We start from the raw sequence: 23,537 nt of genomic DNA, 5'->3' as shown, positions 1-23,537 counted from the left end.
GCGCCTGACTGGAATCAGGACCATGTCATTTCAATCGCGACGCGCGCAGCGTCTTGGCGGAGCAAGCCTGCTCCTGCTCGGCGCCGCCGCCACGCCCGCTTTCGCCCAAACGCCTGCGCAAGACAAATCGTCGACCGAGATCCCCGCCGTCACCGTGACGGCGCCGAGCCCCATCGTGCGCAGAGCGGTGGTGCCGTCGCGCAATCCGGGCCGCGGCACGCGCACCGCGCGGGTGCGCAGCCCCCAACAAGCGGCGGAAGCAGAGCCGGCAGCCGCCGTGCCCGCCGCGCCTCAGCAGGGCGTGCTGCCTGTCGTGACCAACCAGTTCGCGACGGTCACGGTGGTGCCGAACGAGGAGATCCGCCGCGAGGGCGGCGGCCAGCTCGGCGATCTCCTGTTCTCCAAGCCGGGCATCACCGGCTCGAGCTTCGCGCCCGGCGCATCCAGCCGGCCGATCATCCGGGGTCTCGACGTCAACCGCGTCGGCATCGTCGAGAATGGCACCAATTCGAACGGCGCGTCCGATCTCGGCGAGGATCATTTCGTGCCGATCGATCCGCTCGCGACCAACCAGATCGAAGTGGTGCGCGGGCCCGCCGCGCTGCGCTACGGCTCGACCTCGATCGGCGGCGTCGTCAGCGCCACGAACAACCGGATTCCGGATGCGGTGCCGTCCTGCGCGCCGTCATTTCAGGCTTACGGCCTGCCGACCAAGGCGCCGCTAGCGACCGCCGCGACCTCGCCTTGCGTCACCGCCGAGACCCGCACCGCGTTCTCTTCGGTCGACCGCGGCGTCGAAAGCGGCGTACTGCTCGACACCGGCGGCGGCAATTTTGCGTTCCATGCCGACGCCTATGGCCGCACGACCTCGGACTATTCCATCCCGAGCTATCCCTATCTGAACGATCAGTCGCGCCCCGTGAACGGCCGCCAGCCGAACTCGGCGACGCGCTCGGACGGCGCCTCGATCGGCGGCTCCTACTTCTTCCAGGGCGGCTATATCGGCGCATCGATCACGCAGAACGACTCGCTCTACCACATCCCCGGCATCGACGGCGCCGACCACAAGACGCGGATCGACGGCCACCAGACCAAGATCAACGTCAAGGGCGAGTACCATCCCGACGCCGCCGCGATCGACGCCGTCCGCTTCTGGGCCGGCGCGACCGACTATCGGCACAATGAGATCGGACTTGCCGATCCCGCCGACCTCAACAGCGACGGCATCAGGCAGACCTTCACCAACAAGGAGCAGGAAATCCGCACCGAGGTGCAGCTGATGCCGTTCAACGCGCGCTTCGCCGAAGTGACGACGGCGCTGGGTTTCCAGGTCGGGCATCAGGAATTGAGCGCGCCGAGCCCGGATAATCCCGGCATGCTGTTCAACGGCCTGTGGGACCCCAACAACAGCACGCGCGTCGCCGGTTACGCCTTCAACGAGTTCAAGTTCACTGAGGCGACGCGGGCACAGATCGCCGGCCGCATCGAGCATGTCGAGCTGCACGGCACGACGCCGGACTTCCCGGCCGATTATTTGCCCGACGGCACGCCGCAGGCGGCGATCGCGCGCAATCCGTCCTTCACGCCCAAGAGCGGCAGCATCGGCCTGCTGCAGGATCTGCCGGGCGGCATGGTCGGCAGCATCACCGCGCAATATGTCGAGCGCGCGCCGAAGGCGGCCGAATTGTTCTCGCGCGGCGGCCATGACGCGACTGCGACCTTCGACATCGGCAATCCCAACCTCACCATCGAGACCGCGAAATCGGTCGAGCTCGGCGTGCGCAAGGCGACGGGGCCGTTCCGGTTCGAGGCGACGGTCTACTACACGCATTTCGACAATTTCATCTATCGCCGCCTCACCGGCGTGTCCTGCGATGACGACTTTGCCTCGTGCGGTGCGCCGGGCGCCGAGCTGAACCAGGCGGTGTATTCGCAGCGCAATGCCAACTTCCGCGGCGGTGAATTCCAGTCGCAGCTCGACGTCGGCGCGTTCCAGGGCGGCATCTGGGGCATCGAGAACCAGCTCGACGTGGTCCGCGCCACCTTCAGCGACGGCACCAACGTGCCGCGGATTCCGCCGGTGCGGATGGGCGGCGGCGTGTTCTGGCGCGACGACAACTGGCTGATGCGCGTCAACCTCTTGCACGCCTTCGCGCAGAACAATGTCGCCGTGATCGCGGAGACGCCGACGGCGGGCTACAATCTGTTGAAGGCCGAGGTCAGCTACAAGACCAAGCTCGACCGCAACTGGTTCGGCGCGCGCGAGATGATGGCCGGCATCGTCGGCAACAATCTCCTCAACGAGAACATCCGCAACTCGGTGTCCTACACCAAGGACGAGGTATTGATGCCCGGCATCGGCGTGCGCGCGTTCGCGAACTTCAAGTTCTGACGGTAATCAAGCCGGGGCCCGCGGGCCCCGGTACACCGTCACTGCGAGCGAAACGAAATCCGGGCTACGGAATCTGTGCGAGCCGCTTCTCGAAGCGCCACTGATCCACGGGGAAAGGCCCCTTCGAGGTTTCCGACATCATCACGAAGGTGCCGGCGTTGCGCCAGCCGCTCTTCTCGTAGAATCGGGCGGCGCGCATGTTGCCGACCGCGCAGGCGAGCCACGCCAGCTCCACACCACGCGCGGCGAGCCGTGCTTCCGCATCGGCGATCAGCGCCGCAGCCACGCCCGTCCCGTGGGCGGTTGGCGACACGAAGAGCTGGTACAGTTCATCGCCCTTGAGGGCGCACAAGCCGAGCGGCGCACCGGAGGGGCCGACGACACAGATGTCGGCAAGCCTGACCGCGAGGCGATCGCGAAAGCTCGCCAGCGTGCGGAGGCGAACCAGTTCGGGCGGCGCAAGATGCGCATGCGACCCGTGCCAGGCATCGTGCCACAGCTGCGCGAGGTGGTCGATCTCCGTGGGATCGGCTGGACGCACCTGCATTGGCGATACTCCGTATGAGCGTCGTAGCCTGGATGAGCGAAGCGACATCCGGGGGCGTTGCATCAGCATCGACAGGTTTCCCGGATAACGCTTGGCTCATCCGGGCTACAAGCTACGAGGCTCACGCCTATCCTGCCCGCGCCTTGCTCCAGTCCGGGCCGACCGGGCCCGATACGCCTTCGAAGGCACCGTCGATGAGCTCGAACACCAGGATGCGGGCGGCGTCGACCGGGCCGGGCATGGTGACGCGGCCTTTCGGGACCGGCTTGAAGCCGACACGGCTGTAATAGGGCTCGTCGCCGACCAGCAGCACGAGGCGGTGACCTTTCGCCTTCGCGTCCTTTAGCGCCCGCTCCATCAGCAGACGGCCGACACCGCGGCCGCGGAACGGCGGCTCGACCGTGAGCGGGCCAAGCAGCAGCGCCGGCGTCTCGCCGACCAGCACCGGCAATTGCCTGACCGAGCCGACCAGCAGCGTGCCGATGCGGGCGGTGAAGGACAATTCGAGCAGATGGTCGACGTGCTCGCGGATCCGGTAGGCGCTGAGGACGAAGCGGCCGGGACCGAAGGTACGTTCGTGCAGCCGCTCGATCGACTGGGCATCGCCAGCGGCCTCGGGGAGAATGGTCAGTGAAAGATCGGTCATGTCAATTCGCGGGATAGCACCTGAACGCAGCGCGGTCCATCGGGCAACAAGGCGCTCAGCTCCTTTTCAAGGTCGACGGGAGAGGTGTTCTGAAACCCTCGGCTTGCATTCGTTCAACTCCAACTCCTGACGCATCAGGCCGTCCTCAGCGCCACGTCGCAATCGGGGGCTTGCCGTCCAGCACTTCGGCGATCCGCAGCCGCGTCCCTCGCGTGGTGCCGTCGGGCAGCGCCGTGAGCGCGAAGAACCCGCATTCGACGATCTCGCGGTTGGGCTCGGGCTGGCGGTCCTGCCTGAACTGCTTGACGACGTAGACCGCGACGTGGTCGCGGCGGGAAACGTGGCTGTTGAGGAAGATGCCGTGCAGTACGGCCTCGCCAGTGAGGTCGATGTCGCCCTCCTCCTTGAGCTCGCGCCGCATCGCCTGCTCCATGCTCTCGCCGTGGTCGACGCCGCCGCCGGGCAGGTACCAGCCGCTGACGTAGCTGTGCCTGACCAGAAACACCCGATTCTCGGCATCCAGCACCACGGCGCGGACGCCGAGCGTCATGCCGCGGACGATGAGGAAATAGGCGTGGAAGACTCGCCGCAGCAGCGGCTCGAATTTTCGTCGAATGCGGTCCAGACGATCTCCCATCAGGCTTCCTTTGAGGCCGCTGTCCCGGCGCCGCTTGCACAGTCCCCGCGACCTTGCCATTACAACGTAGCAATAGCGAGGCAATCGCACGCCATGACTCACAACACGCTGGCCCCCTTCACGCTCGCCCATCTGTCCGATCCGCATCTAGCGCCCTTGCCGAAACCGCGACTGATCGAGCTCGCCGGCAAGCGTGTGCTCGGCTACGTCAACTGGACGCGCAACCGCCACAAGTACCAGCGCCGCGAGGTACTCGACGCGCTGGTCGCCGACATGAAGGCGCAGGCGCCCGACCACATCGCGGTGACGGGCGATCTCGTCAACCTCGCGCTGGAAGCCGAGTTCGCCCCTGCCCGCGCCTGGCTCGAGGGCGTCGGCCCGCCCGACCGCGTCACCACGATTCCCGGCAATCACGACGCCTATGTCCGCGCCACCTCGCATCGCTTCGGCGAAACGTTTGCGCCCTATCTTGCCGGCGACGACGGCGGCATCGGCTTTCCATCCGTGCGCCGGCGCGGGCCGCTCGCGCTGATCAGCCTGTCCACGGCGGTGCCGACCCTGCCGCTGATGGCGACGGGCACGCTCGGGCGCGATCAGCTCGACTCTCTTGCAGCAATGCTCGAACGGCTCGCGGCCGAGGACGTCTTCCGCGTGCTGCTGGTGCACCATCCCCTGAAGTCCGATGCGCGGCAGAAGCGGATGACAGATTCGGCCGCGCTGCTGGCGCTGCTCAAGCGCCACGGCGTCGAACTGATCCTGCACGGGCACGACCACATTCATTCGACGATGTGGTTCGAGGGTCCCAACGGCAACATTCCCGCGCTCGGCGTACCCTCGGCTTCCGCGCTCGCGCACGGGCGCTACCCGGCCGCGGCCTACAACCTTTTCACGATCGAGAAGGACAATGCCGGCTGGCGTTGCGAGCAGACGGTGCGGAGCCTTGGGGCTGGGTTTCAGATGGGGCAGATCAAGCATACGCGGTTGATTTAGCTCGCCGTCATCCCGGGAGAGATCCGTAGCCCGGATGGAGCGCAGCGTAATCCGGGACAGTGCATCTTTCGCGACCGGTTTCTCGGATTGCGCTGCGCTCCATCCGGGCTACGAGCGGTGGTCTTCACCAACTCTGCAGGGCCGCCAGCACGGCGAGACCGAACAAGGCGGCGGCGCCGAGCACGAAGCCGAACACGAACGGCCACAGGCGTGAGCGGCGCGGCGGCGGCGCGACCTCGGGCTTCGGTTCGGGCGGGACCACCATCGCATGCTCGCGCTCGACCATGCGGCGCGCGACATAGTCGGTGACGGCCTCGACGATCACAGTGGTGTCGTGCGATTCGGCGAGCACGATGCGGCCGAAGCGGGTGTCCTGGACGAAGCGGTACATCCGCTTGTCGCGCCCCATCACGATGTGGGCGACGACGTCGATCCAGAGTCTGGGCGTATCGCCCTGGCTGATGCCGCGGTCGAACAGGTCGATCCTGTCGGGCACCTGCGCGAACAGGGGATCGAGCGCGTCGTTGAGAATCTCGAGCCGCGCCACCTCGGCGTCCCTGAGATCGACGACGACGCCGGTCCGGTCGGCGGCCTCGATCCGCGCGCGCAGCAGCGCATCGCGCAGCCGCACCGGGCGCGGCTGGCCGGGATGGGTCCCGCTGGTTTCGGGCTCTGACATTGTCGGCCTCGTCCTCGACTTTCCTCCATTAACCTATCAGCAACCACGAGGCCCGCAAAGGGTCCATAATTCCAGATACTTACGGCACCCACAGGCGATTGACCTGTGCCAAAAACAGACGATCCCACCCAGGCAGCGCCTGGATGGGACCATCCGTCCTTGGACGTCTTCTTAATTCAGGTCGGCAGCCAGGCCCTTAGGCCGAGACGCGCGACGGCTCTTCCACGATGGAGAAGCGGACGCCGGCCTTGTGGCGGTTCTCTTCCGAGACCGTGCGCCAGGCGTCCTCGGCCTCCTTGCGGGTCTTGAACGGACCCTGCACCTGGGCAGAGCCTTCCACGAGCTTGTGGAAGTTCATCGAACCGAACTCGCCGCCGATCACCCAGAAATTGCTGCCTTTGGTCATTGTCAGTCTCCTGTCCAATAGCGTGCTGCGTTAGCCGAACTGGTTCATCGTGTTGTGGGCGCCGCCCGCCTTCAGGGCTGCCTCGCCGGCGAAGTATTCCTTGTGGTCGTCGCCGATGTCGGAGCCGGCCATGTTCTGGTGCTTGGCGCAGGCGATGCCCTGACGGATCTCGGCGCGCTGGACGTTCTTGACGTAGCCGAGCATGCCCTGGTCGCCGAAATACTCCTTCGCCAGATTGTCGGTCGAGAGCGCCGCCGTGTGATAGGTCGGCAACGTGATCAGGTGATGGAAGATGCCGGCACGCTTGGCCGAATCCGCCTGGAAGGTGCGGATGCGCTCGTCGGCTTCCTGCGCCAGCGGCGTATCGTCGTATTCCGGCTTCATCAGCTCGGCACGGTTGTACTTGCTGACGTCCTTGCCGGCTTCCTTCATCGCGTCGTAGACCTGCCAACGGAAGTTCAGCGTCCAATTGAAGGACGGCGAGTTGTTGTAGGCCAGCTTCGCGTTCGGGACGACCTTGCGGATGCGATCGACCATCTTGGCGATCTGCTCGATATGCGGCTTCTCGGTCTCGATCCAGAGCAGGTCGGCGCCGTTCTGTAGCGAGGTGATGCTGTCCAGCACGCAGCGGTCTTCGCCAGTGCCGGGACGGAACTGGTAAAGGTTCGAGGGCAGCCGCTTCGGACGCATCATCTTGCCGTTGCGGTTGATGATGACGTCGCCATTGCGGGCGTTCTCCGCGGTGATTTCCTCGCAATCGAGGAAGCTGTTGTACTGGTCGCCGATGTCACCGGGCTTGTGGCTGACGGCGATCTGCTGCGTCAGGCCGGCGCCGAGCGAATCGGTGCGGGTCACGATGACACCGTCTTCGACGCCGAGCTCGAGGAAGGCGTGGCGGCAGGCGCGGATCTTCGCGATGAACACTTCGTGCGGCACGGTGACCTTGCCGTCCTGGTGGCCGCACTGCTTCTCGTCCGAGACCTGGTTCTCGATCTGCAGCGCGCAGGCGCCCGCTTCGATCATCTTCTTGGCGAGCAGATAGGTCGCCTCGGCGTTGCCGAAGCCGGCGTCGATGTCGGCGATGACGGGGACGACATGGGTCTGGAAGTTGTCGATCTTCTCGATCAACTCCTTCTCACGGGTCTTGTCGCCTTCCTTGCGCGCCTTGTCGAGCAGGCGGAAGATGTCATTGAGCTCGCGCGAGTCGGCCTGACGCAGGAAGGTGTAGAGCTCCTCGATCAGCGCCGGCACCGAAGTCTTCTCGTGCATCGACTGGTCGGGCAGCGGGCCGAACTCGGAGCGCAGCGCCGCGATCATCCAGCCCGAGAGATACAGATAGGTGCGATCGGTCTTGCCGCCGAAGTGCTTCTTGACCGAGATCAGCTTCTGCTGGGCGATGAAACCGTGCCAGCAGCCCAGCGACTGGGTGTACTTGGTGGGGTCGTTGTCATAGGCGGCCATGTCGGCGCGCATCAAGGCCGCGGTGTAGCGGGCGACGTCGAGGCCGGTCCTGAAGCGGTTCTGCAGGCGCATGCGTGCGACGGCCTCGGCCGTCACTCCGTTCCAGGTCGGCTGGGTCTTGAGGAGCGCCTGGGCCGCCTCGACCTCGTTCTGATACGAACCCGGGCCCTGAAGGGTGCTGATGCCGCGCGGCTGGTAGTTCATGTGCCTGATCCTTTCGCTGACGATAGCGATGGTTGCCATCGACATTCTTGACAGTGCATTGCGAGATGCGTGTCAGGAGCTAAACGCGAAAACAGAAACTTCGTATAGATGGCTTGTTTTTTATTGGTGATGTCATGTAACATCAGAACATGTAACGGATGTTATTTTGTAAAGTTTGTAAAAATTATAGGTCAGCTAGACTGTCCTTAATGCGCACGGAGTCCTGAGACATGCCCGCCAATTCCGGCAAGAAACTCTTCGTCGGCCCGCGGTTCCGCAGGATTCGGCAGCAATTGGGGCTGTCGCAGACCCAAATCGCCGAGGGGCTCGGGATCTCGCCGAGCTATGTCAACCTGATCGAGCGCAACCAGCGCCCGGTGACGGCGCAGATCCTGCTCCGGCTGGCCGAGACCTATGACCTCGATTTGCGCGACCTCGCCACTGCCGACGAGGACCGCTTCTTCGCCGAGCTCAACGAGATCTTCTCCGACCCGCTGTTCCGCCAGATCGACGTTCCCAAGCAGGAGCTGCGCGACCTCGCCGAGCTCTGCCCCGGCGTCACCCATGCGCTGCAGCGGCTCTACGCCGCCTACACCGAGGCGCGCCAGGGCGAGACGCTGGCGGCGGCGCAGATGGCCGACCGCGACGTCGGCACGCGCTATGAGGCCAATCCGGTCGAGCGCGTGCGCGAGCTGATCGAGGCCAACCGCAACTATTTTCCGGAACTCGAGCAGGCCGCGGAGGCTCTTCGCGATGAGCTGAACGTGCCGGCCGAGGGGCTCTATGCAGCGCTCGCGGCGCGCTTACGTGAAAAGCATTCGATCCAGACCCGCGTCATGCCGGTCGACGTGATGCGCGAGACGCTGCGGCGTTTCGACCGCCATCGCCGCCAGTTGCTGATCTCCGAACTGGTCGATCCGCCCGGCCGCGCCTTCCAGCTCGCCTTCCAGCTCGGCCTCGGCGAATGCGCGCAGCATCTCGAGAGCATCATCGGCCGCGCCGGCCCGCTCGACGACGCGCCGCGCCGGCTGTTCCGCATCACGCTCGGCAACTACTTTGCAGCGGCCGTGATGATGCCCTACCCCGCGTTCCTCGCCGCGGCCGAGGCGCTGAATTACGACATCCACGTGCTGGCGCAGCGCTTCAATTCCGGCTTCGAGCAGGTCTGCCACCGCCTCACCACTTTGCAGCGGCCGAACGCGCGCGGCATTCCGTTCTTCCTCTTGCGCGTCGACAATGCCGGCAACGTCTCCAAGCGCTTCTCCTCCGGCACCTTTCCGTTCTCGAAATTCGGTGGCACCTGCCCGCTGTGGAACGTGCACTCGACCTTCGACACGCCCGATCGCCTGCTCAAGCAGGTGATCGAGCTCTCCGACGGCACGCGCTATTTCTCGATCGCGCAGATGGTGCGCCGCCCCGTCGCGCCGCACCCGCTGCCGCAACCGCGCTTCGCCATCGGTCTCGGCTGCGAGATCCGCCACGCCGCGCGCCTGACCTACGCCGCCGGCATCGACCTCGAGAAGACCGAGGGCACCCCGATCGGCGTCAACTGCCGCCTCTGCGAGCGCGAAAACTGCGCCCAGCGCGCCGAGCCGCCGATCACGCGCACGCTGATTTTGGACGAGACGACGCGGCGGGTGTCGAGCTTCGCGTTCTCGAATGCGCGGGAGTTGTGAGGGGCACTCTCTCCTCCGTCATGGCCGGGCTTGACCCGGCCATCCACGCGCTTCAGCGTGCGAGGAAAGACGTGGATGCCCGGGACAAGCCCGGGCATGACGACCGAATATGCGGCCGCTGCTCGCCACTATCGCAAACAAGGCCCTACGCCAGCGTATGCACGATCACCGGCCCCGCAGCCGCGCTCGCATGCCCCGCAAGCAACGGCCCCAGATCCTTCTCGATCCAGGCGATCGCGCGCCGGTTCGCCTCCTCCGCCTGCTCGAACTTGTCGAAGATCGAGATCGCTGTCACCGTGTCGTCGCCGGCATAGACGACGTAATAGGCACGGAAACCGTCGACGTCGCTGATGATCGGAACGGCGCCGTCCTTGATGCGGCGCGCCAGCTCTTCCGCGCTCCCGCTTTTCGCCTTGGCCTGACGGATGGCGGCATACATGGGCATCCTCCCTTCCGGCTGTCTGGATCTACGGGCCCTGTGCCCTGCCATGAATCTACACCTTGGCGCCCATCCCGTCATCCTGTGAGGAGCGCGCCCTTGCGCGCGTCTCGAAGGACGAGGCGGGCACGAGAAGCCGTTACCCACCCCGCCGCTCCGACACCAACCTCAGCCACGCCGCTGAATGAAACGCGCTCATCAAGAGATACATCGGCACCATTCCGCCGAGCAGAGACCCCTGCCCGGCGGCGCACAGCAGGTCTGCCGCATCGGCGCCGCGCACGGTCGTCAGCACGGCCATGATCGCGAAGGTTGGCGTCGCCGCCAAGGCCAGCCACTTGGCGAGATGGCGCGCAGCCACCACGCCATCGCGGCCGGCGCCGGCGGTTGCGTTGAGCGGACTAGTCACGTCCTTGCGCGGCCTCGTCGCGAAAGGCCTTCTCGCCGGCGTCCGAGATCTCGACCCATTTCTTGTCGGGCGCCGCGCCTTCGGTGTAGCTGTCGTGCCAGTTCCACCATTTGTAGGTTGGCGTCTGCGGATAGCCTTTTGGCGAGTCTTCCCAGACCTCCTGGCGGCCGAGCGGCGTGATGTCGAGATAATTCCAGGTGCCGCCCATCTGCTCGTCGCCGCGGCTCTTGACGAAATAGGTGCGGAAGATGCGGTTGCCGTCGCGGTAGAACACGTTGGTGCCATGCCATTCGTCGACGCCGAAATCGGCATCAAAGCTGTCGGTGACGGTGACCCACGGCATGGTCCAGCCCATATGCTTCTTCAGCCTGACGATGTCGGCTTGCGGCGCCCGCGAGGCGAACACCAGCGTGGTATCGCGGGCGTTGAGATGCGCGACATGGGCGACCTGGTCGGCGACCATGGAGCAGCCGCGGCAGGCGTGATCAGGCCAGCCGAACACGCCGGGCTCGAAGAAGGCGCGGTAGACGATCAGCTGCCGCCGGCCCTGGAACAGGTCGAGCAGGCTGACCTTGCCGCCGGGCCCCTCGAACGCATAGGTTTTGGAAACTTCCATCCACGGCATGCGCCGGCGCTCGGCGGCCAGGGCGTCGCGGGCACGGGTATGCGCCTTTTCCTTCACGAGCAGTTGCTGACGGGCGGCCTCCCAGTCCTGCGGCGACACCACCGGCGGTGTTTGCATGCCTGCCTGTCCGTTATTCCGTTCGTTTTGGGCTAATGTCATCATGACTCTCCGAATTCCTTGCTTGACGTCTTGCCTGGGCGATCACCGCGCGTCTCGCGGAACCGCTCGCCCTTCACTGCACCTTGTCGGCCGTCAACGAATTCTGGCACCTCGCGGTTGCGCGGTGGGAGTAACAAGTGTGGCGGGATTGACATGGAGTCGCTGATCACGGCCGCAGCGCGCGCGCTCGAGGCCGGCGATCCGCTCGGCGCGCTGAACCGCGTCGCGCTGCGCAACGATGCGCCGTCGCTGGCGCTGCGCGGCATCGCCATGGCGCAGCTCGGCGATCTCGCGAAGGCGAAGACGCTGCTGCGAAGCGCGGCGCGCGCGTTCGGTCCGCGCGAGGCGGTGGCGCGCGCCAGATGCGTGGTGGCCGAAGCCGAGATCGCGCTGGTTTCGCGCGATCTGAGCTGGCCGACGAAGACGCTCGCGGCGGCGCGGACGACGCTCGAAAAGCACGGCGATGTCGCCAATGCCACGCATGCAGGCCACATCGAGGCCCGCCGTCTTCTTCTCGTCGGACGGCTCGACGACGCCGAGCGTATCCTCGCCGAGCTCGGCACCTCCTTACTCCCGCCTGCCCCGCAGGTCGTCCGCGAGCTCGTGGTCGCCGGCATCGCAATACGGCGGCTCAGAACCAAAGACGCGCGCGCGGCGCTTACCCGGGCGGCCGACGCAGCGAGCCTGGCGGGCATCCCAGGGCTGACAGCCGAGGTCGAGAGCACAAACCGCGTGCTCGATACGCCCGCGGCACGCCTGATCACGCGCGGCGACGAACGTCCGTTGCTGCTGGAGCAGGTCGAGGAGCTCGCGACCTCGGACGCGCTGGTCGTGGACACCTTCCATCATTCGGTGCGCAGGCGAGGCACGATCGTATCTCTCGGGACCCGCCCGGTGCTGTTCGCGCTCGTCCGCCTCCTGGCGCAGGCCTGGCCCGCTGACGTCTCGCGCGAAGCGCTGATGTCAGGGGCGTTCGGCGCCAGGCACGTCGATGAATCGCATCGCGCCCGCTTGCGCGTGGAGATCGGCCGCCTCCGCGCCAAGCTCAAGCCTGTGGCCGATGTGACTGCGACGAAGCAGGGCTTTGCACTGACGCCGCGCAAGACGCGGCAGGTCATGGTGCTGGCGCGGCCCGTCGAGGAGAAGCACGCCGCTGTCCTCGCCTTCCTCTCCGATGGCGAGCCGTGGTCGAGCTCTGCGCTCGCGCTGGCGCTGGGAACCAGTGCGCGCACGGTGCAACGCGCGCTCGACGAGCTGGCGCGATCGAACAAGGTGCAGTCGTTCGGACATGGGCGGGCGCGGCGCTGGATGATGCCGCCCGTCCCCGGTTTCCCGACAGGCTTGTTACTCCCCACGCCGCTGCTGAAGACGTAAGGTAGGAGCACATCACAGGGAGCGAGCACATGAAGCGTTCAGCCGCCGAGATCGTCAGGGAGTACGGCCCTTTTGCCGGCGTCGAAGCCGTGCACGGCGTCACCTATGACGGCACCCATGTCTGGTTCGCATCCGGCGACAAGCTGAACGCGGTCGATCCTGATAGCGGCAAGGTCGCGCGCTCCCTCGATGTCGCGGCCCATGCGGGAACGGCGTTCGACGGAAGGCACCTGTTCCAGATCGCCGAGGATCGCATCCAGAAGATCGATGCCGCCTCGGGCAAGGTGGTCGCCAGCATTCCGGCTCCCGGCGGCGGTGGCGACTCCGGCTTGGCCTGGGCCGAGGGCTCACTGTGGGTCGGGCAATATCGCGAGCGCAAGATCCATCAGGTCGATCCGGACACCGGGAAAGTGCTTCGCACCATCGAGAGCAAGCGCTTCGTGACCGGGGTGACCTGGGTCGACGGCGAGCTCTGGCACGGCACCTGGGAGGGCGAGGATAGCGATATCAGGCGGATCGACCCTGCCACGGGCAGGGTGCTCGAGCAGCTCGACCTCCCCGCGGGGACGATGGTGTCAGGGCTGGAGTCCGACGGCGGCGACCGCTTCTTCTGCGGCGGTGGCCCTAACGGCAATGTGAGAGCGGTCCGCCGTCCCCGGCGCGGCTAGCCCCCGACGATGGTCGGAATGCACGGCAGCGATGCGGTCGCTGCCGTTAACCCATTCGCCCCAATTCCACCCCATCGGTGCGCTCTAGCGCCCTCCTCGCCTGCCCTGTAGAATCCCTGCCGGGGCGGCTTGGGGGATCGATGCGACTGACGTTGAATCTGAAGACCATCACGATCGCCGTCGTAGTGCTCGCGGCGTCGTTCTTCATCAGCTTGAAGGCCATGGACTGGCTGTCGCCGCGCGCGACGAATTCCGCGCCGCCGGTGGCGCAACTGCCGCCGTTGCCGCCGGTCGCGAAGAGCTCGATCGTCGTGGCGCCCGTCGCCATCGGGCTGTCGGCGATCCGCGACCAGGCCGAGAAGGCCGCGCCGCGCAATTTCGCCGGCAAGGCCGACAACCCGATCTCGCAGATCCTGGAGAACGCCGACATCGGCTGGACCGCCGTGCGCGGGCCGATGGCAGCTGCCGGCGACAAGGACGTGCTGACGATCTCGACACCGCTCAGCGGCAAGCTGAACGTGACGGGCTCGCTGTCCTCGAAGGCCACAGGCGCACTCGGCGACGCGCTCGGCAGTGTGCTCGGCGGTGACGCGGCGAAACGGATCGGCGCCGTCAACATCAAGAATTTGAACGCCAGCGCGGAGATCAAGGGCAACGTGGTCGTCACCTCGCGCCCGAAGCTCGCGGCCAACTGGCATCTGGAGCCCAATCTCGGCGCCCAGGTCAATCTCGGCGACACCAACCTCAACGTCGCCGGCGCCAAGGTCAACGTGCCGGCGCAGGTCAAGCCGCTGATCGACAAGAATGTCGGCGAGCAGATCAACATCGTCTCCGAACGCATCCGCAACGATCCGAGCCTGCGCGAGAATGCGAAGCTGCAATGGGCCAAGGCCTGCCGCTCGATCCCGCTGCAGGGCCCCGGCGCCTCGGGCGCACTGCCGCCGCTCTGGCTGGAGATGAAGCCGATCCGCGCCATTGCCGCGCAGCCGCGCGTCGATGCCCAGGCTGTGACGCTGCTGATGGGCCTGGAAGCGGAGACGCGCGTGACGTCGACGCAGACTAAGCCGGACTGCCCGTTCCCCGACAAGATCTCGATCGTGCCGCCGACCGGCACCGGCGTGAACATCGGCGTTCCCATCGACGTGCCCTTCACCGAGATCAACAAGCTGATCGCCGCCCAGATGGTTGGCCACACCTATCCCGAGGACGGCTCCGGCCCCGTCGACGTCACCGTCAAGAGCGTCAACGTGGTCCCGTCGGGCGAGCGCCTGCTGATCTCGCTTTTGGTGCGCGCCAAGGAAAAGAAGAGCTGGCTCGGTCTCGGCGCCGAGGCGACCGTGCACATCTGGGGCCGGCCGGTGCTCGACCAGGCCCAGCAGACCCTGCGGCTCACCGACATCCAGCTCGCGGTGGAGTCGGAAGCCGCTTTTGGCCTCTTGGGTGCCGCGGCGCGCGCGGTGGTGCCGCAGATGCAGCAGGCGTTGCTGCAGAGGGCGACGCTTGACCTGAAGCCGATTGCGGCGAACGCGCGCGAGAAGATCGCTGGCGTCATCGCGGACTTCCAGAAAAGCGAGGATGGTGTCAAGGTCGACGCCAAGATCGACAGCCTGACGCTGGCCGACATCGCCTTCGATTCCAAGACGCTGCGCGTGGTCGCGGAAGCCGGCGGCACGCTGAATGTGTCGGTGACGAAGCTGTCGGGGATGTAGCTCGCTTCGCTCGCCGTACCTGGGCGCCTCTTCGTCGGTTGCGCCGCTGGCATTCTGATCGGAGGGTGCTAAGCTGTTCCTCGCAGCCTCGAATGAGGTGCTGACAGCACTGTAGTGAGTAACGCGAGGGACAAGATGGAAGCCGGCATGGTCACGCCTGCGCCGGCACTGGTGCGCTTTTCCGGCATTCAGAAGACCTATGATGGCGAGCATCTCGTGGTGAAGAACCTCGATCTCGACATCAGGAAGGGCGAGTTCATCACGCTGCTTGGCCCGTCGGGCTCGGGCAAGACGACCACGCTGATGATGCTGGCCGGCTTCGAGGTTCCGACCCATGGCGAGATCTACCTCGCAGGCCGGCCCATCAAGAACATGCCGCCGCACAAGCGCGACATCGGCATGGTGTTCCAGAACTATGCCTTGTTTCCGCACCTGACGATCGCGGAGAATATCGCCTTCCCGCTGTCCGTTCGCAAGACGAACAAGGCGGACGTGCAGGAGCGCGTCAACGCGGCGTTACGCATGATCAAGATGGAAACCCTGGCGCACCGGCGGCCCGGACAGCTGTCGGGCGGTCAGCAGCAGCGCGTGGCGCTGGCCCGCGCGCTGGTCTTCAATCCGCAGCTCGTGCTGATGGACGAGCCGCTGGGCGCTCTCGACAAGCGCCTGCGGGAGCAGATGCAGCTGGAGATCAAGCAACTGCACGAGACGATGGGCATTACCGTCGTTTACGTCACCCACGATCAGAGCGAAGCGCTCACCATGTCGGACCGCATCGCCGTGTTCAATGACGGCATCGTGCAGCAGATCGACCGACCCGACGCGCTGTACGAGCACCCGGTGAACAGCTTCGTCGCCCATTTCATCGGCGAGAACAATGTGCTGGCCGGCACAGTCGAGACGGTCGACAAGGATTATTGCCGCGTCGCGCTGGCGGGTGGCGGCGCTGTCACCGCACGGGCGGTCAATGTATCAGGCGCGGGCGCATCGACGTCGCTGTCGGTGCGGCCGGAGCGGATCACCATTATCCCGGACGGCACCTCCAGCGACAGACCGAACCGGCTGCCGGCCAAGGTGCAGAACACCATCTATCTCGGCGACCACGCGCTGGCCGTGCTCGATGTCTCAGGGAATGCCGAGTTCATGGTCAAGCTTCAGCCGGGCGCGCATGACAGCCTGACACACGGTGCAAACGTGTTCGTCACCTTTCACCCCGAGGACTGCCTCGCCCTCGATCCCGTCTGATCCCGCGATCGAACTCAATGCAATGCACATGAAGAAGGAACCATGACCATGCTGAAGCGCAAGATTGGCAAGATTGCTCTGGGTTTCGCCGCGGCCTTCACCGCCAGCGCCGCGCTGGCCACGGTCGGGCAGGCGCGTGACCTCACCGTCGTGTCGTGGGGCGGCGCGTATCAGGATGCCCAGAAGAAGGCCTATTTCGAGCCGTTCAAGAAGGCGGCCGGAATTGCCATGAACGATGAATCCTGGGACGGCGGCGTCGGCGTGCTGCGCGCCAAAGTGCAGGGCGGCGCCGCCACCTGGGACGTCGTCCAGGTCGAGAGCGACGAGCTCGCGGTCGGCTGCGAGGAAGGCCTGTTCGAGAAGATGGACTATTCCAAGATCGGCGGCGAGGCCGCCTACATCCCGCCATCCGTCAATCCCTGCGGCGTCGGCGCCATCCTCTACGATTTCGTGCTCGGTTACGACAAGGACAAGCTGAAGGAGGCCCCGAAGGGCTGGGCCGATTTCTTCGATACCAAAAAGATTCCGGGCAAGCGCGCCCTGCGTCAGGGCCCGAAGACCACGCTGGAGATTGCACTCATGGCCGACGGCGTCGCACCGAAGGACGTCTACAAGGTGCTGGCGACCGACGAGGGCGTCGAGCGCGCGTTCAAGAAGCTCGACACCATCAAGGGCGACATCGTCTGGTGGAAGGCCGGTGCCCAGCCGCCGCAACTGCTCGCCTCCGGCGAAGTCGCGATGACCTCGGTCTATAATGGCCGCATCGACACCGCGAACAAGAACGAGAAGAAGAATTTCGGCATGGTGTGGGACGGAGCGCTGTTCACCCTCGACAGCTGGGTCATCTTGAAGGGCAGCCCGAACAAGGACGCCGCCTACAAGTTCCTGGACTTCGCAGGCAAGGCGGAGAACCAGTCGAAACTGTCGGAGAATATCTCCTATGGCACCTCCAACAAGGACGCCGCCGGCAAGCTGCAGCCCGCCGTTCTGAAGGACCTGCCGACGGCGCCCGACAACATCAAGAACGCGGTCGAGATCAACGTCGGCTTCTGGCTCGAGAACATCGACCGCCTGACCGAGCGCTTCAACAAATGGGCCGCGAAATAGCGCGCGGCTCAAGGCTCGACCAATGACGGAAGCGTCCCTGACCGGCGCCAATGCGTCGACCGAGGTGCCGCTCAAGCGCCGATTGAGGCGCGCAGAGCGGACACGCCAGGTCAAGGCGTTGGCACTGGTCCTACCGCTTCTCGTCTTCCTGCTCTTCACCTTCGCGGGCCCCATCGCCGGCATGCTGTGGCGCGCGGTCGATGACCGGGAGGTGCGTCAGGTTCTGCCTCAAACCGTCGCGGCTCTCGCCAGCTGGGACGGCAAGGACCTGCCGGACGAGGAGACCTTTGCTGCGCTGGCAAGTGACATCCTGGCGGCGCGTACCTCCGGCACCATTGCGATTGCGGCCAAGCGGCTGAACTACGCACTCAACGGTTTTCGCACGATCCTGACCAGCACGGCACGCAATCTGAAAACGATGCCGGAGCCCGGCACGGCCAAGGAGACGCTGGGCAAGATCAATCCGGCTTGGCGCGAGCGCGCCACCTGGACGACGATCAGGGATGCCAATGGGCCCGTCACGGGCTTCTACCTTCTGGCGGCGCTCGACCTTGTCAGGAACGTTGACGGCGCGATCGTCGCCGCTCCGCCGGATCAGGCCATCTACCGCAGCCTGTTCACCCGCACCTTCATCATCAGCCTCAGCGTCACCGCGCTCTGCCTGATCCTCGGCTTCCCGGTCGCCTACCTCCTGGCGACGCTGCCGCCGGGACGATCAAACCTGCTGATGATCTTCGTGCTGCTGCCGTTCTGGACGTCGCTCCTGGTCCGCACCTGCGCCTGGATCGTGCTGTTGCAAAGCAAGGGCGTCGTGAACGACAGCCTGCACTGGCTCGGCATCATCGACGAGCCGTTGCGCCTGATCTACAACCGCTTCGGCGTCTGCGTGGCGATGACCCACGTGCTCCTGCCCTTCATGATCCTGCCGCTCTACAGCAGCATGAAGGCGATCTCCCCCGCCTACATGCGTGCCGCGGCCTCGCTCGGCGCGCCGCCGGTCACCGCCTTCCTGCGAATCTACCTGCCGCAGACCCTGCCCGGCATCGGCGCAGGAAGCCTGCTCGTCTTCATCCTGGCGCTCGGCTACTACATCACACCGGCCCTCGTCGGCGGCGCCGCCGATCAAATGATCAGCTACTTCATCGCGCTCTACACCACCGAAACCGCCAATTGGGGTCTTGCTTCGGCGCTCGGTGCGGTGCTGCTGCTCGCCACCCTTCTGCTGGCACTGGTCTACGGCAAGCTGGTGCAGGGACAGCAGGTCACGGGAGGCATGAAGAATTGAGCGACAATGCTTCCCTTCGCACGCCGAGCCAGCGCATTGCGTGGACTGCAACCATCATTGTCTCCACGCTGGTGTTCATCTTCCTGATCGCGCCGATCCTGGCGATCATGCCGCTGTCCTTCAGCTCGGGCTCGTACCTCACCTATCCGCTTCCTGGCCTGTCGTTGCGCTGGTACGACGACTTCATCAGTTCGCCGCGCTGGATGAATTCGCTGAAGAACAGCATGATTATTGGCGTAGCCTCGACGCTGCTGTCCATGGTGCTCGGCACGCTCGCGGCGCTCGGCCTGGCGCAGTGGAAGAGCCGGCTCAAGCCGCTCGTGCTGGCCTTCGTGCTGTCGCCGGTCGTCGTTCCCGGCGTCATCACCGCGGTCGGCCTATATTTCTTCTTCGCGCCGATCGGACTGACCGGCAGCTATCTCGGCTTGATCCTGGCCCACACCGCGCTGGCGACGCCCTTCGTGGTCATCACGGTCGGCGCGACGCTGCAGAGCTTCGACACCAATCTTTCGCGCGCCGCCGCCTCGCTCGGCGCCTCGCCGCTTCAGGCGTTCCGCCGCGTGATCCTGCCGCTGATCCTGCCCGGCCTCGCCTCGGGCGCACTGTTCGCCTTCGCGACCAGCTTCGACGAGGTCGTGATCGTGCTGTTCATGGCAGGTCCCGAGCAGCGCACCCTGCCGCGCGAAATGTTCAGCGGCATCCGCGAGAACATCAGCCCGACGATCACGGCAGCGGCGGTCATTTTGACGACGGTCTCGGTGATGCTCCTCGCCACCCTCGAAGGCCTGCGCCGCCGCAATGAGCGGCTTAAGGGTGGCGGCTGAGCGGCTTCTTCCCTCTCCACGATTGCAGGCTGAGGGGAAGTCTTCGCAAGGACGACGGCAGTATCGTAGGGTGGGCAAAGCGACTTGTCCGCCGTAGCTCGAAGAGCGAAGGCGGAAGCGTGCCCACCATGTCCCTCGATCATGCTGAGATGGTGGGCACGGCGCAAGTGCGCCTTTGCCCACCCTACGATCCTGAGCTCGCTGATCCTGCTGGGCCTCATCAGCTGCGGGGAGAGGCGAAGGGAACACCGCGCGCCCCTTCTCTTTTTGCATTCCGCTATGGCGCGCATCGCTTAGCTGCCGCGGCCGATTGTCGTTAGAACAGTCCCCGCAACAAAGCCCGAACAACAACACACAGGGAGAACAACATGCAAAAACTCATCGCCGCCGTCGCGGCCGGTCTCGCCCTCGCCGCAACATCCGGCACGGCGCAGGCGCAGATTTCCGACGACATCGTCAAGATCGGCGTGCTCACGGATATGTCGAGCCTCTATGCGGACGCGACCGGCAAGGGTTCGCTCGCCGCCGTCGAGATGGCGGTCGCCGATTACGGCGCCAAGGTCGCGGGCAAGCCGGTTCAGGTGGTCGCCGCCGATCACCAGAACAAGCCCGACGTCGGCGTCAACATCGCCCGCAACTGGTACGACAACGACAAGGTCGACGCGATCTTCGACGTTCCGACGTCGTCAGTGGCGCTGCCGATCTCGGCGCTGACGCGCGAGAAGAACAAGATCAACATCAATTCCGGCGGCGGCTCGTCCGACATCACCGGCACCGCCTGCTCGCCCAACACCGTGCACTGGACCTACGACACCTATGCGCTATCAAACGTCGCCGGCAAGGCGATGGTCAAGCGCGGCGAGGATAGCTGGTTCTTCGTCACCGCCGACTACGCCTTCGGCATGGCGCTGCAGCGCGACGCCGCCAACGTGGTCAAGGAGAGCGGCGGCAAAGTGCTCGGCGAGGTCCGCCATCCGCTCAATTCGTCGGACTTCTCCTCCTTCCTGCTCCAGGCCCAGGCCTCCAAGGCCAAAGTGGTCGCATTGGCCAATGCCGGCGGCGACACCACCAACGCACTGAAGCAGGCGTCCGAGTTCGGCCTGACCCAGGGCGGCCAGAAGATGATCGCGCTCCTGCAGGAGATTACCGACACGCATTCGCTCGGCATCAAGGCAACCCAAGGCCTGATCGTCACCGACGCCTTCTACTGGGACATGAACGAGGAGACCCGCGCCTTCTCCAAGCGCTTCAACGAGAAGGTCGGCCACATGCCGACCATGATCCAGGCCGGCCTCTATTCGGCGACCATGCACTATCTGAAGGCGATCGACGCCATCAAGAGCGACGAGGCGCCGAAGGTGATGGAGCAGATGCGCAAGACGCCGGTCAACGACTTCTTCGCCAAGAACGGCAAGATCCGCATCGACGGCCGCATGGTCCACGACATGTATCTGTTCGAGGTCAAGAAGCCCGAGGAATCCAAGGGCGAGTGGGACCTCTACAAGCTGATCGCCACCGTGCCCGGCGACGAGGCCTTCCGTCCCCTCGACAAGGGCGGCTGCCCGCTGGTGACGCACTGAGCGAGCATTCGCCGTCATTGCGAGCGGAGCGAAGCAATCCAGAATCTCTCCGCGGCAACAGCCTGGATTGCTTCGTCGCAAAAGCTCCCTGCAATGACGGTGCCCGAAAAGACACGACAGCGCGCCCGGCGAATACCAGGCGCGCTTCGTTTAGGCAGTTACGCGGGCTGCATTACTCCGCGTACTTGAACTCCGGCATGTTCTTCAGCTCGTCCTTGCTGGCATTGAACACAGCGTGGTCCGGATACCACTTCGAGGTGGACGACGTCGTGGTCGCAGCCGGCCTGTCGGTGCCGGTCGCAGCGCCTGTCGTGGTGGATGCGGCGGGCTTGGCGCCCGGGTTCGTGCCGGTGCCGGTATAGGCGACAGCCTCATTGACGAACTTCAATTTCTCATAGGGCACAGCGACCAGATGCTCGCCCATGCCGAGGAAGCCGCCGACGCCGATCACGGCAATCTTGACGTTGCCGCTCTTGTCCATCAGCAGCTCGTTGATCGAGCCGATGTTCTCGTTGGCCTCGTTATAGACCTTCAGGCCCGACATCTTCGACGTACGCCACTCGCCGGAAGCGGTCGTGGTGGCCGTCGTCGCGGTGGCCGCGGTCGGCGCCTTGTCGGTGGTGGCGGTCGGCGATTGCGCGAACGCAACGGTCGCAAGTAGTGCGGTGCCGGCGAGGCCGGCGGCGATGAATTTCGTCAGCATGTTGTCCTCTCCTTCACAGAAAAAACTCGTGTGGAGAAAACAGCGCTGATCACACGCAGTTCCGTGCGCGCCGCAATTTCGTCGCGCTATGCGCGAGCGCGAAAACCTCGCGGGGACTGTTCCTGCGTCACCCAGGAACATTTTGCGGTGCACGGTTCCCCGCCGACGATCGTGCGCCCTGGGTGAAGCACGATCGTGGCGAGGACCCGCGCCGACCCGCGTCGCTCAGGGTCAGCTCTTGTAGTCGATCAGAAGCGCGGAGAAGTCGGAATTGCCGGACGAGCCGCCGTTGGCGCCGTAGGACGAGCTCGATGATTGCGACTGCTGCAGCGCCTGCAGGAACTGCTGGAGGATCTCGGCGGTGGTCTGGTTGCTGGACGTACTGCTGGTCGAATCCGTGGACGACGCCGAATCCGAAGAGCTGTCGTCCGGCGGCGGACCGGGCGGAGGACCGCCTGCGCCACCGGCGCCGCCCGCCCCGCCCGGACCGCTCGCGAAGGCGGACTGAAACACGTTCTTCAGCTCCTCGGCCTGGTCCGAGGTCAGCGTGCCGTTCGACACCTCGTTCGAGATGAGGTCGCCGATCTTCGACTGCATCTCGTCCTTGGAGGGCCGCGTGCCGCTGGACTGGTCGCTCGACCGGCTCTGCTGGAGCGCTTTATCGATGTCGGTCAGCGCCGTCGAGAGCGCGGATTGATCCGACGACGAGATCGTGCCGGCGGACACTTCCGATTGCAATTCCTGCTGCAGCCGCTGCAGCGGCGAGGGGTGGTTGTTGGCGGAGGCCGCCGAAATCGAGGTCATGATGGCTCCGTGGATTTTGCGGGGTTTCGTCGCGGACCACGCCACGCTATGGTTAACGACCTTAACGAGACCTTGCCCTTTCGCGACGGCGCGATTGCCGCCTGTTGCGGGAAGCCCGGCAGAAACAATCCGAAACAAAAATCTTCGCCATTTGGCCCGAATCCTGGACAAACAAAGCGCATGGCCATTTCCAATCCCAACATCCTGGTCGTCGAAGACGACCGCGAAACCCGGACGTTGATTGCGAAGTACCTGCGCAACAACGCCTGCAACGTCACCGCCGTGAGCGACGGCCGCGAGATGTCGCGCGCCATGGCCGATCACCGCGTCGACCTCATCATCCTCGATGTCATGCTGCCGGGCGAGGATGGCCTCAGCCTGTGCCGCAAGGTGCGTGCCGAGGCGCAGACGCCGATCATCATGCTGACCGCGCGCGGCGAGGATGTCGACCGCATCGTCGGCCTCGAGATGGGCGCGGACGACTATCTGCCGAAACCGTTCAACCCGCGCGAGCTGCTCGCCCGCATCAACGCCGTGCTGCGCCGCCAGGCCGCGGCTCAAGCGGCAAGCTCGATCGAAGGCGCGAGCGCGCTCACCTTCGAGGGCTGGCACATCGACCTGCGGCTGCGCGAGCTGCGCAATCCGGAAGGCGCGCGCGTCGCGGTGACCAGCGCCGAATTCGATCTCTTGCGCACGTTCTGCGAACGGCCCGGCCGCGTGCTGTCACGCGACAGCCTGCTCGACCTCACGCAGGGCCGCAACACCGGATCGTTCGAACGGTCCATCGATGTGCTGGTCAGCCGCATCCGCCGCAAGATCGAGCCCAATCCGGCCGATCCCACCCTCATCAAGACGGTGCGCTCCGGCGGCTATCTGTTCACGCCGCGAACGCAGGTGGCGAGTCCTCAAGGCGCTCAAGCAGCGAGCACTGAAGCGGTTGCGGCGCCCCTGAGCAATTGAAGCGGACG

At 65.3% G+C, this 23,537-nt stretch carries 23 protein-coding genes; 12 read left to right on the top strand and 11 right to left on the bottom strand.

The window, feature by feature from the left end; translation table 11 throughout:
- Positions 1 to 22: 22 nt before the first annotated feature.
- Complete coding sequence (locus RAD04_RS23570; RefSeq protein WP_461625675.1) at positions 23 to 2,392, top strand: TonB-dependent receptor; 2,370 nt, start codon at positions 23 to 25, stop codon at positions 2,390 to 2,392.
- Positions 2,393 to 2,456: 64 nt separating this feature from the next.
- Here the strand turns inward: RAD04_RS23570 and RAD04_RS23565 are convergent, their stop codons facing one another.
- The 3 genes from RAD04_RS23565 to RAD04_RS23555 form a co-directional block, all read right to left on the bottom strand.
- Positions 2,457 to 2,939, bottom strand: a complete 483-nt coding sequence (locus RAD04_RS23565) for a GNAT family N-acetyltransferase (protein ID WP_461625674.1) — start codon at positions 2,937 to 2,939, stop codon at positions 2,457 to 2,459.
- Positions 2,940 to 3,066: 127 nt separating this feature from the next.
- Complete coding sequence (locus RAD04_RS23560; RefSeq protein WP_461625673.1) at positions 3,067 to 3,585, bottom strand: GNAT family N-acetyltransferase; 519 nt, start codon at positions 3,583 to 3,585, stop codon at positions 3,067 to 3,069.
- 145 nt (positions 3,586 to 3,730) lie between these two features.
- Positions 3,731 to 4,222, bottom strand: a complete 492-nt coding sequence (locus RAD04_RS23555) for an NUDIX domain-containing protein (RefSeq protein WP_461625672.1) — start codon at positions 4,220 to 4,222, stop codon at positions 3,731 to 3,733.
- Positions 4,223 to 4,330: 108 nt separating this feature from the next.
- On the opposite strand from RAD04_RS23555, the gene RAD04_RS23550 reads away from it, so the two are divergent.
- On the top strand, positions 4,331 to 5,212 hold the full coding sequence (locus RAD04_RS23550) for a metallophosphoesterase family protein (protein ID WP_461625768.1): 882 nt from the start codon (positions 4,331 to 4,333) through the stop codon (positions 5,210 to 5,212).
- A 124-nt stretch (positions 5,213 to 5,336) separates the two neighbouring features.
- Here RAD04_RS23550 and RAD04_RS23545 read toward each other — a convergent pair whose 3' ends face one another.
- The 3 genes from RAD04_RS23545 to RAD04_RS23535 all read right to left on the bottom strand — a co-directional run bounded on the left by RAD04_RS23545 (position 5,337) and on the right by RAD04_RS23535 (position 7,962).
- Positions 5,337 to 5,891, bottom strand: coding sequence for a hypothetical protein (locus RAD04_RS23545; protein WP_461625671.1), 555 nt, complete (start codon positions 5,889 to 5,891; stop codon positions 5,337 to 5,339).
- 196 nt (positions 5,892 to 6,087) lie between these two features.
- On the bottom strand, positions 6,088 to 6,297 hold the full coding sequence (locus tag RAD04_RS23540) for a DUF4170 domain-containing protein (RefSeq protein WP_018323282.1): 210 nt from the start codon (positions 6,295 to 6,297) through the stop codon (positions 6,088 to 6,090).
- Positions 6,298 to 6,327: 30 nt separating this feature from the next.
- Entirely contained in the window at positions 6,328 to 7,962 is a 1,635-nt protein-coding gene (locus RAD04_RS23535; protein ID WP_461625767.1) for an isocitrate lyase, read from the bottom strand.
- A 230-nt stretch (positions 7,963 to 8,192) separates the two neighbouring features.
- Here RAD04_RS23535 and RAD04_RS23530 point away from each other — a divergent pair, with 230 nt between their 5' ends.
- The gene (locus RAD04_RS23530) at positions 8,193 to 9,638 is read left to right on the top strand and encodes a helix-turn-helix domain-containing protein (protein ID WP_461625670.1); all 1,446 of its coding nucleotides are present in this window, start codon (positions 8,193 to 8,195) and stop codon (positions 9,636 to 9,638) included.
- Positions 9,639 to 9,783: 145 nt separating this feature from the next.
- On the opposite strand, the gene RAD04_RS23525 is transcribed toward RAD04_RS23530, so the two are convergent.
- The 3 genes from RAD04_RS23525 to RAD04_RS23515 form a co-directional block, all read right to left on the bottom strand.
- Complete coding sequence (locus RAD04_RS23525) at positions 9,784 to 10,077, bottom strand: antibiotic biosynthesis monooxygenase (protein ID WP_014497428.1); 294 nt, start codon at positions 10,075 to 10,077, stop codon at positions 9,784 to 9,786.
- A 139-nt stretch (positions 10,078 to 10,216) separates the two neighbouring features.
- Positions 10,217 to 10,486, bottom strand: coding sequence for a hypothetical protein (locus tag RAD04_RS23520; RefSeq protein WP_461625669.1), 270 nt, complete (start codon positions 10,484 to 10,486; stop codon positions 10,217 to 10,219).
- Positions 10,479 to 11,270: a DUF899 domain-containing protein gene (locus RAD04_RS23515; protein WP_461625668.1), complete on the bottom strand. Its 792-nt coding sequence runs from the start codon at positions 11,268 to 11,270 to the stop codon at positions 10,479 to 10,481. Before RAD04_RS23515 ends, RAD04_RS23520 begins: the two co-directional genes overlap by 8 nt.
- Before the next feature lie 153 nt (positions 11,271 to 11,423).
- Here RAD04_RS23515 and RAD04_RS23510 point away from each other — a divergent pair, with 153 nt between their 5' ends.
- From RAD04_RS23510 to RAD04_RS23475, 8 genes are all read left to right on the top strand, one after another.
- Entirely contained in the window at positions 11,424 to 12,644 is a 1,221-nt protein-coding gene (locus RAD04_RS23510) for a helix-turn-helix domain-containing protein (RefSeq protein WP_461625667.1), read from the top strand.
- Between the two features lie 29 nt (positions 12,645 to 12,673).
- Positions 12,674 to 13,312 carry a Vgb family protein gene (locus RAD04_RS23505; RefSeq protein WP_461625666.1) on the top strand — a complete coding sequence of 213 codons (639 nt, stop codon included), beginning with the start codon at positions 12,674 to 12,676 and terminating at the stop codon, positions 13,310 to 13,312.
- A gap of 140 nt (positions 13,313 to 13,452) precedes the next feature.
- Entirely contained in the window at positions 13,453 to 15,021 is a 1,569-nt protein-coding gene (locus RAD04_RS23500; RefSeq protein ID WP_461625665.1) for a DUF4403 family protein, read from the top strand.
- A 135-nt stretch (positions 15,022 to 15,156) separates the two neighbouring features.
- Positions 15,157 to 16,266, top strand: coding sequence for an ABC transporter ATP-binding protein (locus RAD04_RS23495; RefSeq protein WP_461625664.1), 1,110 nt, complete (start codon positions 15,157 to 15,159; stop codon positions 16,264 to 16,266).
- Between the two features lie 48 nt (positions 16,267 to 16,314).
- Positions 16,315 to 17,373 carry an ABC transporter substrate-binding protein gene (locus tag RAD04_RS23490; RefSeq protein WP_461625766.1) on the top strand — a complete coding sequence of 353 codons (1,059 nt, stop codon included), beginning with the start codon at positions 16,315 to 16,317 and terminating at the stop codon, positions 17,371 to 17,373.
- A gap of 22 nt (positions 17,374 to 17,395) precedes the next feature.
- Positions 17,396 to 18,658 (top strand): ABC transporter permease, encoded by a 1,263-nt coding sequence (locus tag RAD04_RS23485; protein WP_461625663.1) that lies wholly within the window; start codon positions 17,396 to 17,398, stop codon positions 18,656 to 18,658.
- Positions 18,655 to 19,482: an ABC transporter permease gene (locus RAD04_RS23480; RefSeq protein WP_461625662.1), complete on the top strand. Its 828-nt coding sequence runs from the start codon at positions 18,655 to 18,657 to the stop codon at positions 19,480 to 19,482. Before RAD04_RS23485 ends, RAD04_RS23480 begins: the two co-directional genes overlap by 4 nt.
- 368 nt (positions 19,483 to 19,850) lie before the next feature.
- Entirely contained in the window at positions 19,851 to 21,062 is a 1,212-nt protein-coding gene (locus RAD04_RS23475; protein ID WP_461625661.1) for an ABC transporter substrate-binding protein, read from the top strand.
- 172 nt (positions 21,063 to 21,234) lie between these two features.
- Here the strand turns inward: RAD04_RS23475 and RAD04_RS23470 are convergent, their stop codons facing one another.
- Both RAD04_RS23470 and RAD04_RS23465 read right to left on the bottom strand, forming a co-directional pair.
- Positions 21,235 to 21,765: a PRC-barrel domain-containing protein gene (locus RAD04_RS23470; protein WP_461625660.1), complete on the bottom strand. Its 531-nt coding sequence runs from the start codon at positions 21,763 to 21,765 to the stop codon at positions 21,235 to 21,237.
- Between the two features lie 231 nt (positions 21,766 to 21,996).
- Positions 21,997 to 22,569 (bottom strand): hypothetical protein, encoded by a 573-nt coding sequence (locus RAD04_RS23465; protein WP_461625659.1) that lies wholly within the window; start codon positions 22,567 to 22,569, stop codon positions 21,997 to 21,999.
- A gap of 180 nt (positions 22,570 to 22,749) precedes the next feature.
- Between RAD04_RS23465 and RAD04_RS23460 the strand changes: the two genes are divergently transcribed.
- Positions 22,750 to 23,529, top strand: a complete 780-nt coding sequence (locus tag RAD04_RS23460) for a response regulator (protein ID WP_461625658.1) — start codon at positions 22,750 to 22,752, stop codon at positions 23,527 to 23,529.
- Positions 23,530 to 23,537: the final 8 nt, after the last annotated feature.

The organism is Bradyrhizobium sp. 25ACV, assembly GCF_054863005.1.
Note: the sequence above shows the minus strand (reverse complement) of the source record. Positions and strands in the feature narration are given on the sequence as shown.

Bases quoted from the DNA above. Each gene is read 5' to 3' on its own strand.
- RAD04_RS23545 (WP_461625671.1), bottom strand. From the start codon at position 5,891: ATGTCAGAGCCCGAAACCAGCGGGACCCATCCCGGCCAGCCGCGCCCG.
- RAD04_RS23490 (WP_461625766.1), top strand. From the start codon at position 16,315: ATGCTGAAGCGCAAGATTGGCAAGATTGCTCTGGGTTTCGCCGCGGCC.
- RAD04_RS23535 (WP_461625767.1), bottom strand. From the start codon at position 7,962: ATGAACTACCAGCCGCGCGGCATCAGCACCCTTCAGGGCCCGGGTTCG.
- RAD04_RS23495 (WP_461625664.1), top strand. From the start codon at position 15,157: ATGGAAGCCGGCATGGTCACGCCTGCGCCGGCACTGGTGCGCTTTTCC.
- RAD04_RS23470 (WP_461625660.1), bottom strand. From the start codon at position 21,765: ATGCTGACGAAATTCATCGCCGCCGGCCTCGCCGGCACCGCACTACTT.
- RAD04_RS23465 (WP_461625659.1), bottom strand. From the start codon at position 22,569: ATGACCTCGATTTCGGCGGCCTCCGCCAACAACCACCCCTCGCCGCTG.
- RAD04_RS23510 (WP_461625667.1), top strand. From the start codon at position 11,424: ATGGAGTCGCTGATCACGGCCGCAGCGCGCGCGCTCGAGGCCGGCGAT.
- RAD04_RS23540 (WP_018323282.1), bottom strand. From the start codon at position 6,297: ATGACCAAAGGCAGCAATTTCTGGGTGATCGGCGGCGAGTTCGGTTCG.
- RAD04_RS23565 (WP_461625674.1), bottom strand. From the start codon at position 2,939: ATGCAGGTGCGTCCAGCCGATCCCACGGAGATCGACCACCTCGCGCAG.
- RAD04_RS23525 (WP_014497428.1), bottom strand. From the start codon at position 10,077: ATGTATGCCGCCATCCGTCAGGCCAAGGCGAAAAGCGGGAGCGCGGAA.
- RAD04_RS23555 (WP_461625672.1), bottom strand. From the start codon at position 4,222: ATGGGAGATCGTCTGGACCGCATTCGACGAAAATTCGAGCCGCTGCTG.
- RAD04_RS23460 (WP_461625658.1), top strand. From the start codon at position 22,750: ATGGCCATTTCCAATCCCAACATCCTGGTCGTCGAAGACGACCGCGAA.
- RAD04_RS23505 (WP_461625666.1), top strand. From the start codon at position 12,674: ATGAAGCGTTCAGCCGCCGAGATCGTCAGGGAGTACGGCCCTTTTGCC.
- RAD04_RS23530 (WP_461625670.1), top strand. From the start codon at position 8,193: ATGCCCGCCAATTCCGGCAAGAAACTCTTCGTCGGCCCGCGGTTCCGC.
- RAD04_RS23475 (WP_461625661.1), top strand. From the start codon at position 19,851: ATGCAAAAACTCATCGCCGCCGTCGCGGCCGGTCTCGCCCTCGCCGCA.
- RAD04_RS23570 (WP_461625675.1), top strand. From the start codon at position 23: ATGTCATTTCAATCGCGACGCGCGCAGCGTCTTGGCGGAGCAAGCCTG.
- RAD04_RS23500 (WP_461625665.1), top strand. From the start codon at position 13,453: ATGCGACTGACGTTGAATCTGAAGACCATCACGATCGCCGTCGTAGTG.
- RAD04_RS23560 (WP_461625673.1), bottom strand. From the start codon at position 3,585: ATGACCGATCTTTCACTGACCATTCTCCCCGAGGCCGCTGGCGATGCC.
- RAD04_RS23515 (WP_461625668.1), bottom strand. From the start codon at position 11,270: ATGACATTAGCCCAAAACGAACGGAATAACGGACAGGCAGGCATGCAA.
- RAD04_RS23485 (WP_461625663.1), top strand. From the start codon at position 17,396: ATGACGGAAGCGTCCCTGACCGGCGCCAATGCGTCGACCGAGGTGCCG.